This is a genomic window from Actinoplanes sandaracinus (genome assembly GCF_030009775.1).
GTDB classification, from domain to species: Bacteria; Actinomycetota; Actinomycetes; order Mycobacteriales; family Micromonosporaceae; genus Actinoplanes; species Actinoplanes sandaracinus.
In genome coordinates, this window is sequence record NZ_JASCTH010000008.1 from 166,589 (window position 1) to 179,269 (window position 12,681).

General features: G+C 70.5%; 11 protein-coding genes. 2 read left to right on the forward strand and 9 right to left on the reverse strand.

Going from position 1 to position 12,681, the window contains the following annotated elements:
- Positions 1–131 precede the first annotated feature (131 nt).
- Complete coding sequence (locus QLQ12_RS14295) at positions 132–836, forward strand: HAD family hydrolase (RefSeq protein ID WP_282760130.1); 705 nt, start codon at positions 132–134, stop codon at positions 834–836.
- Positions 837–1,044: 208 nt separating this feature from the next.
- Here the strand turns inward: QLQ12_RS14295 and QLQ12_RS14300 are convergent, their stop codons facing one another.
- The 5 genes from QLQ12_RS14300 to QLQ12_RS14320 form a co-directional block, all read right to left on the reverse strand.
- Entirely contained in the window at positions 1,045–1,632 is a 588-nt protein-coding gene (locus QLQ12_RS14300) for a GTP-binding protein (protein WP_183222624.1), read from the reverse strand.
- Between the two features lies 1 nt (position 1,633).
- Positions 1,634–2,014: a DUF742 domain-containing protein gene (locus tag QLQ12_RS14305; RefSeq protein ID WP_043533582.1), complete on the reverse strand. Its 381-nt coding sequence runs from the start codon at positions 2,012–2,014 to the stop codon at positions 1,634–1,636.
- 132 nt (positions 2,015–2,146) lie between these two features.
- On the reverse strand, positions 2,147–2,551 hold the full coding sequence (locus QLQ12_RS14310; RefSeq protein WP_067706828.1) for a roadblock/LC7 domain-containing protein: 405 nt from the start codon (positions 2,549–2,551) through the stop codon (positions 2,147–2,149).
- Positions 2,548–6,003 (reverse strand): sensor histidine kinase, encoded by a 3,456-nt coding sequence (locus QLQ12_RS14315; protein ID WP_282760134.1) that lies wholly within the window; start codon positions 6,001–6,003, stop codon positions 2,548–2,550. Before QLQ12_RS14315 ends, QLQ12_RS14310 begins: the two co-directional genes overlap by 4 nt.
- Before the next feature lie 453 nt (positions 6,004–6,456).
- The gene (locus QLQ12_RS14320; protein WP_282760135.1) at positions 6,457–7,578 is read right to left on the reverse strand and encodes an adenosine deaminase; all 1,122 of its coding nucleotides are present in this window, start codon (positions 7,576–7,578) and stop codon (positions 6,457–6,459) included.
- Positions 7,579–7,604: 26 nt separating this feature from the next.
- Between QLQ12_RS14320 and QLQ12_RS14325 the strand changes: the two genes are divergently transcribed.
- Positions 7,605–8,405 carry a putative RNA methyltransferase gene (locus QLQ12_RS14325; protein WP_282760137.1) on the forward strand — a complete coding sequence of 267 codons (801 nt, stop codon included), beginning with the start codon at positions 7,605–7,607 and terminating at the stop codon, positions 8,403–8,405.
- 114 nt (positions 8,406–8,519) lie between these two features.
- On the opposite strand, the gene QLQ12_RS14330 is transcribed toward QLQ12_RS14325, so the two are convergent.
- The 4 genes from QLQ12_RS14330 to QLQ12_RS14345 all read right to left on the reverse strand — a co-directional run bounded on the left by QLQ12_RS14330 (position 8,520) and on the right by QLQ12_RS14345 (position 12,678).
- Positions 8,520–9,200: a DUF4272 domain-containing protein gene (locus QLQ12_RS14330; RefSeq protein WP_282760138.1), complete on the reverse strand. Its 681-nt coding sequence runs from the start codon at positions 9,198–9,200 to the stop codon at positions 8,520–8,522.
- Between the two features lie 6 nt (positions 9,201–9,206).
- Complete coding sequence (locus QLQ12_RS14335; protein ID WP_282760139.1) at positions 9,207–10,484, reverse strand: thymidine phosphorylase; 1,278 nt, start codon at positions 10,482–10,484, stop codon at positions 9,207–9,209.
- A 49-nt stretch (positions 10,485–10,533) separates the two neighbouring features.
- Positions 10,534–11,247 carry a cytidine deaminase gene (locus QLQ12_RS14340; protein ID WP_282760141.1) on the reverse strand — a complete coding sequence of 238 codons (714 nt, stop codon included), beginning with the start codon at positions 11,245–11,247 and terminating at the stop codon, positions 10,534–10,536.
- A 159-nt stretch (positions 11,248–11,406) separates the two neighbouring features.
- Positions 11,407–12,678 (reverse strand): ABC transporter permease, encoded by a 1,272-nt coding sequence (locus QLQ12_RS14345; RefSeq protein WP_282760142.1) that lies wholly within the window; start codon positions 12,676–12,678, stop codon positions 11,407–11,409.
- Between the last annotated feature and the right edge of the window lie 3 nt (positions 12,679–12,681).

Below are 12,681 nucleotides of genomic sequence, written 5' to 3' on the forward strand. Positions count from 1 at the left end.
CCCCCCACCAACCCCCCCCCCGCCCCCGCCCCCCCCCCCCCCCCCGCCCCCCCCCCCCCGGGCCCCCCCCTTCTCGCATGCCCGGCCACCGGGGCCCGGAGCCCCGGACGCCGGTGGCGGATGATGATCGCATGCGAGGTGTTGTCTTCGACTTCTTCGGCACCCTGACCGATCCCGCTGTGGAGAGTCAGCGGAAACAGGCCTTCACGGCCACGGCCGAGGTGCTCGGGGTGCCGGCGGAGCGGTTCTGGGCCGCGATGGCGGGCAGCTTCCCGAGGCGGATCGTGGGTGCCTACGGCAGCACGCGGGAGACGCTCCTCGCGATCGCCCGGGAGTGCGGCGCGAAACCGGACGAAGAACAGCTGGACCGTGCGGTGGCAACGCATCGTTCGGGCGCTGAGAGGCTCCGCACGCCCCGTCCGGAGGCCCTCGCGGTACTCGACCACCTCCGGACCCAGAATTACCGTCTGGGCCTTCTCAGCGACTGCTCCAGCGAACTCTGCGAGGCGTGGCCGGACACGGTCTACGCGGCACGGATCGACGCGCCGGTCTTCTCCTGGAAGGAGGGCCACCGCAAACCCGATCCGAGGTTGTACGCGACCGCCGCCGCCCGTCTGGGTGTGCCGGTGTCCGAGTGCTGGTTCGTCGGTGACGGCGGCAGCCGGGAGCACGACGGCGCACGCCGGGCCGGCATGCGGCCGGTGCTGGTGACCAATGCGGCCTACCCGGGGGCGAACCTGCTGCGGGACGACCCCGATTCGTACCTTCCGGAGCACCGGATCGACGACCTGGGCGAGCTGATCCGGTTGCTGGGGCCGAGCCATGACAACGGGTGACCGCTCATATACGATTGTGCCCGGCCGAAAGCGCGCGAAAGCCCCGCTCCGGTCACAGCAGTGAATACTTCAGCCCTGGGGTTGATCCAGAGCTGAAGAACTCAGCTGTGTCGCAGCGGGGCTTGATCGCCTGAGCCATCGGCCCGGCGAGCAGCGCTGGTTGAGACCGGCCTGGTGAGACCGGTTTCCGCGCGGGTGGTGCTGCTGGTCAGGCAGGCGCCGTGGCGCGAGTGCGACGCATCGTCAACACATACTCGACGAGCGAGATGAGGACGTTCTTCGTCGACTCACGATTACGGGCGTCACAGCTCACGACGGGCACGTCGCTCGAGATCGCCAAGGCGTCCCGCACGTCCTGCGCGTTGTGGTACTGCATGCCGTCGAAGCAGTTTATCGCCACCAGGTACGGCAGGCGACGGTGCTCGAAGAAGTCGATGGCGGCGAAGCAGTCGGCGAGCCGACGCGTGTCCACCATGACGACAGCACCGATAGCCCCCCGGACCAGTTCGTCCCACATGAACCAGAACCGCGTCTGGCCAGGTGTTCCGAACAGGTAGAGGATCAGGTCACGGTCGATGCTGATCCGGCCGAAGTCCATGGCCACGGTGGTGGTCATCTTTCCCGGCACCTGCCGGTTGTCGTCGACACCCACACCGGCCGAGGTCATGATCGCCTCAGTGGTCAGTGGGGTGATCTCCGAGACCGACCCCACCAGCGTCGTCTTGCCGACGCCGAAGCCACCGGCGATGACAATCTTCGCCGATGTCACGCGTCCCGCAGCGGGACGGTGCGACATGTCAGAGCCTGCGAAGTCCACTCAGCACCCTTTCCAGCAGTTCCGTGCCTACCGCGTCGGTCTCGTCTTCGAGCGAGGTGGGCTCGTAAACCGCGACCAGACCGTCAGTGGCCATGTCCGCGACGATCACACGTGCCACACCGAGCGGCAGTTGCATGCGTGCGGCGATCTCGGCGAGCGATTGGACTCGCCCGCCGTCGCACATCGCCGCGATGTACTGATGCTCGCTTCCACCCTGTCCGCCACGGCTGATCCCAGAACGGCCGCGCACGGTTGTCTCGACCAGCGCTTCCAGCGCTATCTCAAGCTTCGGCCGGGTCCGACCGCGGGTCATGGCGTACGGCCTGACCAGCGCGCCAGTCGGCTCATCGCGTTCAGGCATCGTCACCCTCAACCCCTCCCTCGGCCCCTCGAAGTGTATTGGTTATCAAAGCTTTGACCAGTAGCCGGCTGAGCCTGTCCGCGGTGGTAGACCCCGGACGAAGCAGTAGATCATGCCGGCTCACTACCCGTATCAGCCCAGCACCCCGGCCGCGGAACGCGGCGCGGGGGTCAATGCCTCACCGACACGGTCGACCAGGAGAGCCATCTCGTAGCCGACCTGCCCGACGTCGCAGCTGCGCGCCGCGAGCACCGCGAAGGAGGACCCGTCGGAGATGGACATCAGGAACAGGAAACCATTGTCCATCTCGACGACCGTCTGAAGGACGGCGCCACCCTCAAAGCATCGCGCGGCGCCCTGGGTCAGGCTTACCAGGCCGGACGCGATGGCCGCCAGCTGGTCGGCACGGTCACGCGGAAGGTCCCGCGAGGACGCCAGGAGCAGCCCGTCGGCGGAGACCGCGATCGCGTGCGCGACCCCGGGAACGCGGTCGGCGAAGTTGGCCAGGAGCCAACCGAGATCCTGCGTAGATGTCATGCCTCATGCTCCTTGCCAGCCTGCGAGGGCTGCTGCCCTCCCGGAGTGTCCTCCAGGTTGGTCGATTGTTCCTTGGTGCGACCGCGCTGAACCCCACGGTGGTACGCGGAGAGTAGCCCGCGAACCCCCTCAGGCGTCCGGCGCTGGACGGAGGTACCGCCCCGGTCGACACCACCGGGGACGAGTTGGGCCATCGGCTTGCGCTTCGGCAGGCCCGCCGTGGTGGTGACCTCGACGGGCGCCTCGGCTGCCGCGCGGGCAGCCTGCCAGCCGTCGTCTGCCGCGGTCCGCCAAGGGTTCGCCGCGGGGGCGCCATTGTTGCCGTACCCAGCCGCAGCCGCGGCCGGTGCACCAACAGTAGCGGGGTCGAAGGTGCGAGGTTCGGGTGAAGCGGCCTGCTGCGGCACTCCCGCGGTACGGGCCGGCTCACCGGTCGAGATCCGCTGAGAGATGACCGACTCGTCGCCGACGCCGGAGACCTGCGGCCGGGCGGGCTCGTTGCCGGGCACCGTGATGAACCAGGCCGACTCGAGCTCCCGGAAGATCGGCAGCTCCATCGTCTCGTCAGCGAACGGCACCGCGCCCTCGCGGGCCGAGGCCATCTGTGCGGCGGCGGTGGCCTGGGCCTCCACCGGCGTCGACGGAGCCGCCTGTGCGGGCGACACCGGCGCCGTCTGCGGGTTGGCCGGGCGGGCCACCTGCGGCTGCGCGTCGAAGCTCTCCGGGCGGAACCGCGGGATCTCGGCAGTCATGTCGAGCGCGGCGGCCAGGTTCTCCGGCACGTGCGGGGCGGGGTGCTCGCGTTCCGCGGCGACCGGCGGCCAGGCCGGCGGCGCCGAGGCGTACGGGCTGCGCTGGTCGGCCGGCGATCCCGAGGTCGGCGAGGCCGAGATCGGTTCGGCCGGGCCCGCGGAGACCGGAGCCGCCGACACCGGCGGAGCCGACACCGGCGGAGCCGAGACGGGCGGCGCCGAGACCGGGGGCACCGGGGGCGCCGAGACCGGCGGCATGAACGCGTTGCGGCTGTAGCTCTCGGGGTTAGCCGGAAGCTGGCGCGGAATGGTCGCGCCGAAACCGTTGGCGTCGCCGTCGGGCCGGAAGTCGCCGTTGCGGCGCTCGGCCAGTTCGTCCAGGCCGGCGAAGCCCTGCGGACCGGACGGCAACGGCGGGATGACCTCGTTGCTGCGCGGGCCGTGGAAACCGTTGGCCGAGCCGTTCGCCGCGTTGAAGCCGCCGCCGTTGGACCCGTTGGACCCGCCGCCGTTGAAGCCACCGGCGTTGAATCCGCCGAAGCCGACCGGGGGCGCGCCGGTGAGGTCGGACCAGGCCGGAACCGGGCCGTTGGACCCGTTGGACCCGTTGGAGCCGGGGTAGCCGCTCTCCAGAGCCAGGGGCTCACCGAAGCTCGGCAGGCCGGAGCCGGGACCGCCGTCGAACGAACTCCGTGACTGGACCTGGGCGGTAGCCGCCGCGGCCAGGACCGAAGCGGGCAGACCCACCTCGGCGACGGTGCCGCGCTCACGGTCGGCGGGCCGGAGCTCGACCCGGACGCTGTGCCGGTTCGCCAGCCGGGCGACCACGACGAGGCCCATCATCCGGGAGACGGCGACGTCCACCGTGGGCGGGTTGGCGAGCCGCTCGTTCAGGTCGCGCAACTGCTCACGGCTGATGCCGATGCCGTGGTCCTCGACGGTCAGCACGGCGTGGTCACCGAGGCGCCGGGCCTCGACGAGCACGTTCGAGTTCGGCGGGGAGAACGCGGTCGCGTTGTCGAAGAGCTCGGCGACCAGGTGCACCATGTCGTTCACGGCGTGCGCCGCGACCTCGATGTCCCGGTCGATCATGCCGAACTCGATGCGGGTGTAGTGCTCGACCTCGGACTGCGCCGCCCGGAGCACGTCGATCAGGGCGGCCGGCTCCCGCTGCACACGGGTCGAGTCGGCGCCCGCGAGAACCAGGAGGTTCTCGTCGTTACGGCGCATTCGGGTGGCGAGGTGGTCGAGCTGGAAGAGCTCGGCCAGCCGGTCCGGGTCTTCCTCGCCGCGCTCCAGGCGGTCCAGGTGACCGATGAGCCGGTCGACCAGGATCTGCGAACGGCGGGCGAGGTTGACGAACATCGTCGCGACCGAGGAACGGAGCGCGGCCTGCTCGGCCGCGGTACGCACCGCTTCCAGGTGGACCGCGTTGAACGCCTCGGTCACCTGCCCGAACTCGTCCCGGCTTCGGACCGGGAGTGGCTCGGCGATCTGGTCGGCGACCTGTGCCGGAGTGAGCGACGCGGAGAGCGCCGGGTCACGCAGCCGGCTCACCGCGTGCGGCAGGCCGAACTGGGCGACGGCGAGCGCGCCCTGGCGGAGCTCACGCAGCGACCGGGCCATCGACCGGGCGACCAACCAGGCGAACAGGATGGCCAACAGGAGCATGCCGAGCAGGAGGCTCGTCTCCAGGAAGACCTTCTGGTTCGTCTCGTTGCGCAGCACGGTGGCGTCGGCCACGATCCGCTTGTCGAGTTCGACCTCGACCTGGCGGAAGAGCGTGTTGTAGCCGGCCAGCGCCTCTTCCCACTGTGCGGAGTCGAACGGGAGGTTCCCCGTCGCCTGCGCCTGGCGGAACTCCAGGGGCGCGATGTAGTTCTCCGCGGCCTGCTTCTTCGGACCGGTGACGGTGTTGTTGAAGAAGTTCAGCTCGTCCGCGGTGCCGACGGCTTCGAGGGTCTCGGCCGCGAGCTTGTAACCGGTCTGCGTCTGCAGCAGGTCGCGGCGGTCGCGGTTGTCGAACTTCTGGTCCGCCACGAACGTCTGGCCCAGGTAGCGCTGCTGGGCGATGTAGTCCTTCGCCCTGGCGACCGCGGCCACCACCCGCAGGTGGTCACTCAGCTCCTGGTCGTTGGCGAGCTGCGCGGAGATGTCACGGACCTGGAGCAGGTCGTCGATGAGGGTGTCGTACGTCTGCAGGATCTGGTCCGGCGCCTCGTCGCCCTTGGCGACGCGGCTCCGGAGCACCGGCAGGTCCTCCAGGTTGCGTTCCAGGCGGAGCAACAGTGTGCCCACGTTCTCCGGAACGTCCTCCAGCGCGGCTCGCTGCTGAACGTAGGGCGCCTTGGCGTCGTCGACGCTCCGGTGCTCCTCGTTGTAGAGCTTGACCGCGTTGTTGAAGGGCTCGGCGCCCTTGGGCGACTTGGCGATCATGACGCCGTACGTGCGCTCGGCCTGCAGGTGGTCGACCAGACCACCGGCGGCCTCGGAGAGCACCGATAGGGTGCGTGCGCGCTCCGCGTTACTGGCTTCGTCGATGTGGTCCACGAGGCCGTTGACACCGACGATGATCGTTGCCACCGTCGGCACCAGCATGATGAGGCCAAGTTTGGACCAGATGGGTAGGTCTCGCAGCCGACCCGCGGGTCGCCGCAGACGCGACATGACGCCATTCGCGCTACTGGGGCGCTTGCTCACGTCACCGTCCTCCTGATTCGGGTCCGGCATTCGGCACGCCAGACACCGCACACGGCCGACTCGCCGACGTCGGGCCCCCGAGATTCCATCACGACAAGTGTCAAAGAGAAAGAGCAGGCAGACACGGACCGGTTGTGTGACGCGATGTTGCAACTTCGTAGTTGGACATCGCCGGTCCTATTTCACTGCCGATGGAACGCATGTCTCTCAAGGTCACTTCACGGTCGGCGCAGCGTTTGGGGGGTGGGTGCCGGCCGACCGGGTCCCGATCGTAGTCGATCGCGATAGGACCCACGATGACTCAGGTGCCCCGCGATCGGCAAGGTGAGATGCCAGAGTATGCCGACTTTGCAGGCGGCAGTCTAGCCGAACGGCGGGGCCCCAGAGGCTGACGGTTGATTTCTTATGACGTACGTTCGTTCAGATCCGGCTATTACCGGACATAGTGCAATCTCATGCCAACAGTTTGGCGTACGCCGGTTTGATGACCTCGTTGATGAGCACCAGGCGCTCGTCGTACGGGATGAAAGCGGACTTCATGGCATTGATGGTCAGCCACTGCAGTTCCATCCAGCCCCACCCGAACGCCTCCGTCAGCAGAGTCATCTCCCGTGTCATCGACGTGCCACTCATCAGCCGGTTGTCAGTGTTGACCGTCACCCGGAACCGGAGATCGTGCAGCAGCTTGATCGGGTGCTCGGCGATCGACGCCGCCGCACCGGTCTGCACGTTCGACGACGGGCACATCTCCAGCGGGATCCGCTTGTCCCGGACGTAGGAGGCGAGGCGCCCCAGCACCGGCGGCGCCGCCTGGGTGCCACCGGTCGCCGACGCGGCGCTCGGCCCGTCCGGGGTGGCCGTGATGTCGTCGACCAGCCGGACCCCGTGGCCCAGCCGGTCCGCGCCGCACCACTGCAGAGCCTGCCAGATCGAGGGCAGACCGAAGGCCTCGCCGGCGTGGATGGTGAAGTGGAAGTTCTCGCGCTGCAGGTACTCGAAGGCGTCCAGGTGCCGGGTGGGAGGGAACCCGGCCTCCGCGCCCGCGATGTCGAAACCGACCACGCCGGTGTCCCGGTAGCGGACCGCCAGCTCGGCGATCTCCTGCGAGCGGGCGGCGTGACGCATCGCGGTGAGCAGGGTCCCGACCCGGATGGGAGTGCCGTTCGCCGCGGCTTCGGCGGAACCCTCACGGAACCCCGCGTGGACCACCTCGACCACCCGGTCCAGGGTGAGCCCGCGCTCCAGGTGCTGTTCCGGGGCGTACCGGATCTCGGCGTAGACGACGCCGTCGGCGGCCAGGTCGAGGGCGCACTCCCGGGCGACGCGGTGCAGACCCTCCTCGGTCTGCATGACCGCCACGGTGTGGGCGAAGGTCTCCAGGTACCGTTCCAGCGAACCGGAGTCGGCGGCCGCGACGAACCACTCGCCGAGCCGGTCCGGATCGCGGGTCGGCAGTTCATGCCCCACCGCCTCGGCCAGTTCGACGATGGTGGCCGGCCGCAATCCACCGTCCAGGTGGTCGTGCAGCAGAACCTTCGGGGCCTTGATGATGTCGGAGTGTGCGATGCCAGCCATCAGAAGAGCCTAGAGGGAAGCCCTGGATGATCGACGGAGCAATTCCGTATCTGCGGTGCCCCGTGTGCCGCGACACACTGTCCCGCCAGGAGCGGTCGCTGCGCTGCGCGCGCCGGCACAGCTTCGACATGGCGAAGCAGGGGTACGCGGACCTCAGCGCCGGACGCCTCCCGCACACCGGCGACAGCGCCGAGATGGTGGCCGACCGAACCGGATTCCTGGCCGCCGGGCACTACCGTTTCGTCGCCGAGGCGCTGGCCGCGCACCGGGCCGGTGGTCTCGTGCTGGACGCCGGCACCGGCACCGGTGACTACCTGGCCCGGTTCCTCGACGCCTCGCCGGAAGCGATCGGTCTGGGCCTGGACGTCTCGAAACCGGCGCTGCGACGGGCGGCGAAGGCTCATCCCCGGGCCGCGGCGGTGCTGACCGACCTGTGGCGGCCGCTGCCGGTCGCCGACGCGGTGGCCGACGTGGTCCTGAACGTGTTCGCGCCGCGCAACGGCCCGGAGTACCGCCGGGTGCTGCGCCCGGACGGCGTGCTGCTGGTGGTCACCCCGGCGGCCGACCACCTGGCCGAACTGGTCACCGCGCACGGGCTGATCCAGGTGGACCCGGAGAAGGCGGCCCGGGTCAGCGGCAGCCTCGGCGAGCACTTCACGCGGGTGACCACCGGCACCCACCGCCGCGAGCTGAGACTGACCGCGGCCGAGGCCCGCACCCTGATCGGGATGACTCCCAGCGCCCGGCACGTGCCCGTGGACGACCTGCCCACCCACGATCTGACGGTGACGGCCGCCGTCGACGTCACGGCCTACCGGCCGCGCTGACCGCCATGCCCGGCGGCGGCGCGGCGGCCCGGTGCGGCGCGGACGTCGCCGGGACAGCGTGGGGGCGACCCGGATTCTCTGGTACGCCCGGTGGCCGTACCAGAGAGGGGGGTTTCAGACCGAGAGATCGACTTCTTCCCACTCGGGGGGTTTCTCGTGGTAGGGGCCGCGGAAGACGACGGCCCACTCGAGCGCCCAGCGGCGCTGGCCGATCGCGTTGCTGTCCACCTCGCCCGGCAGTGACCGGCCGTTCTGCTCGGCCTCCTGGAAGGCCCAGTCGAGGCAGTAGTAGAGGTCGAGCAGAACCGCGGCCTCGGCCGGGTCCCGGACCGCGACCAGGGACCGGGACCGCCAGCTGGTGAAGCTCTCCCCCGCCGGCAGGTCGGGCATCTGGGCCATCAGCCGGTCGTCCGGCGGCACCGTGGGATCGAGGTGCCGGCTCAGGCCGAGCAGCCAGGCCAGCGCGAAGACCGCGTCGTGGTGCAGCACGAAAGACCGGTGGTCGCCTTTCGCGCCGATCACGAACTGCCACTCCGGCGGGGTGACCAGCTCGACCAGGTGTGAGCCGAGCAGCCAGCTCATCGCCGCCTCGGTGGGCATGCCGAAGCAGCGGGCCACGACGACGTGCAGCACCGCGGCGCGGGCTTCCAGCTCCGCGGTGTTGCGCAGCTCGACGGTGTCACCCTCTTCCCAGACCAGCGGGAACGCCAGCGGGGGCAGAGGCAGGCCGAGGCGCGCCAGTTCGTCGAGACTCGCCTCGCGGACCGCGCGGGGGTCGGGGACGGCCTTTTCCATGGCGGCTCAGGCTATGCGGTCGAGCAGGAGCGGGGAAGGGGCGGGCGGCTCGGTGCCGACCGTGATCGCTCCGGCGGCGTCGTCGCGGGCGGCCGGGATCCGGGACTCCTCGTCGGCGCGCAGTTCCAGGAGGACGTCCCCGGCCTTGACCCGGTCACCGGGGCGGACCCGGAGCTGCACTCCGGCGCCGAAGCTGACCGGGTCCTCCTTGCGGGCCCGGCCGGCGCCGAGACGCCAGGCGGCGATGCCGACGCCGTACGCGTCGATCGAGGTCACCACGCCGTCCGCGGTGGCCCGGAGCACCTCGGTGTGCGCGGCCGTGGGCAGTGTCGCGTCCGGGTCGCCGCCCTGTGCCCGGATCATCGCCCGCCAGGTGTCCATCGCCGCGCCGGAGGCCAGGGCCTTCTCCGGGTCGGCGTCGACGCCGGCGGCGGCGAGCATCTCGCGGGCGAGGGCGAGCGTGAGTTCCACCACATCGGACGGTCCGCCGCCGGCCAGGACCTCGACCGACTCGGCGACCTCGTTGGCGTTGCCGATGGCCAGGCCGAGCGGAGTGCTCATGTCGGTGAGCAGGGCGACCGTGGTGACTCCGCTGTCCTTGCCGAGCTGGACCATGGTGCGGGCCAGCTCCTGCGCCATGGCCAGGTCCTTCATGAACGCGCCGGTGCCGACCTTGACGTCCAGGACCAGCGCGCCGGTGCCCTCGGCGATCTTCTTGCTCATGATCGAGCTGGCGATCAGCGGGATGGCCTCGACGGTGCCGGTGACGTCACGCAGCGCGTAGAGCTTGCGGTCGGCGGGGGCCAGGCCCTCGCCGGCGGCGCAGATGACCGCGCCGATCTCGTCCAGCTGGCTCTTGAACTGGTCGTTGGAGATGCGGGCCTGCCAGCCCGCGATCGACTCCAGCTTGTCCAGGGTGCCGCCGGTGTGACCCAGGCCGCGGCCGGAGAGCTGCGGCACGGCCACGCCGCACGCGGCGACCAGCGGGGTCAGCGGCAGGGTGATCTTGTCGCCGACGCCGCCGGTGGAGTGCTTGTCGGCGGTCGGCCGGGACACCCCGGAGAGGTCGAGCCGCTCCCCGCTGGCGATCATCGCGGCGGTCCAGCGGGCGATCTCGGCGGGCGTCATGCCGCGCAGCAGGATCGCCATGGCGAGCGCCGACATCTGCTCGTCGGCGACGACGCCCTTGGTGTAGGCGTCGACCACCCAGTCGATCTGGGCGTCGGACAGCACCTGGCCGTCCCGTTTGGCCCGGATGACGTCCACTGCGGCAAAAGCACTCATCGTTGTTCTCCCTCGGGCATGCTCTCGCGGCGTGCGCCCCAGCAGTTGATCATGCCGGGTCCTCCCAGCGTTGGGGGATGCCCTCGGGGGCTTCGCCCTCGCCGGCCCAGGACAGGCCGCCCTCGGCGTCCACCACCACGACCCGCGGGGTGCGGACCAGGCCCCAGGCCACCGCGGCGGCCGTGCTGGCCAGGTTCGGCGCCTCCTCCAGGATGCCCTTCGCCTCGGCCGATCCGGGCTCGCCGGACGATCTCTCCCAGTACCCGGTCCAGACCGTCTCGCCGCCGGACAGGTCCGGGTGGACGAAGACCGTCCCGCGGCCGCGCCACTTCGCCAGCTCGGCGGGGACGTCGGCGCCGCCGACCGGGCCGGTCACCCGCTCCATGTCCTCATAGCCGAAGGCGTGCGGCAGCAGCTCGGTCATCCGCAACGGGCGGGGCACCGCCTCGACCAGCAGCTCGGGGCCACCGTGCTCCCAGAGGAGCTGGCGGCAGCGGCCGCACGGCATCAGCGGGGCTCCGGTGGCGTCCACGCAGGAGATCGCCACCAGCCGGCCGCCGCCCGTCGCGTGCAACGAGCTGACCAGCCCGCACTCGGCGCACAGGGTCATGCCGAGGGACGCGTTCTCCACGTTGCAGCCGACGATCACGCGACCGTCGTCGACCAGGCCGGCCACGCCGACCGGAAAGTCGGACACCGGCGTGTAGGCCCGCCGCATCGTCTCGATGGCGGCAGCCCTCAGGGCCGCCCAGTCGATCTCCATAACACCTGATTCTGCCGTAGGACGGGACAACGCCGTCACGCGCTCCGCGAGACGGCGCCCATGACGAACCTTTTACCGCTCCCGGCGAGCGGCTCTCTCATGAGTGCGGAAACAGCGATGCCGTGCCGCCGGTCTCCAGGCGGCACGGCATCGCGGACGTCAGCCCTTGATGTACGGCAGACCGTCGGCCGCCGGAGCACGGACCCGGCCGACCAGTCCGGCCACCGCGATTAGCGTCGCCAGGTAGGGCAGCATGTTGAGGAACTGGCTCGGCACCGGGCTGTCGATCGCGCCCAGATAGGTGGCCAGTTTCTGCGCGAAGCCGAAGAACAGCGCCGCCCCGAACGCCCCGAACGGTGTGTACCGGCCGAAGATGAGCGCGGCCAGGGCGATGAAGCCGGCGCCCGCGGTCATGTTCTTGGTGAAGCTGCCGGTCGCCACCAGCGTGAAGTACGCCCCGCCGATACCGGCGACCACGCCGCCGAGCAGCACGTTCATGTAGCGCAGGCCGCGAACCCGGATGCCCACCGTGTCGGCCGCGGTCGGGTGCTCGCCGACCGCGCGGGTCCGCAGGCCCCACCGGGTCCGGCTGAGCCCGAAGTGGATCACCACGACCAGGCCGAGCGCGACCCAGACCAGCAGGTTCGCCTCGAACAGCACCGGCCCGACGACCGGGATGTCGGCCAGCCCGGGGATCCGCCACTCGGGCATCTGAGGCGGGGTGTTGTAGGTCGGCGCGTCCGGCTGCATCAGCCGCTCGTACAGGAAGCCGGTGATGCCGAGCGCGAACAGGTTCAGCACCATGCCGACGACCGTCTGGTCCACCAGGTAGCGGATCGACAGCACGGCCAGGATCCCGGCAATGATCATGCCGCCGACGGCCGCGCTGACCAGCCCGACCCAGACACTGGTCGCCATCGTGCCGACCAGGGCGCCGGCGAACGCGCCCATCAGGAACTGGCCCTCGATCGCCACGTTCACCACCCCGGACCGCTCGCCGAGCACACCGGCGAGAGCACCGAGGATCAGCGGCAGGGCCAGTTGCAGCGTGCCGTCGGTGGTGTCCACCAGCGGCATGAACTCGCCCGCCACCTGCCAGCACAGGAAGGACAGCACGAAGGCCAGGATGCCGGCACTGAGCAGCGCGTTCGACCAGCGCTTGAGCAGGCCCGCGAAGAGCGCCCCGCCGGCCACCAGGGCGAGCACCCCGAAGAGCACCGCGCCGTACTGGCCGTTGATGGAGAGGGCGGCGCCCTCGGCGTTCTCGCTCAGCGTGAACCGGGCGTCCTCGCTCGGCGCCAGCGCGCCGAACACCGCGGCGGCCAGGCCGCCGAGCAGGATCAGGGCCAGGCCGAGACGGCGCTGCCGGGTCCAGAACGGCTCCGGCGCGGCGACGACCTCGGTCGGCTCCTCCACAGTCGCGGTCGACATGTC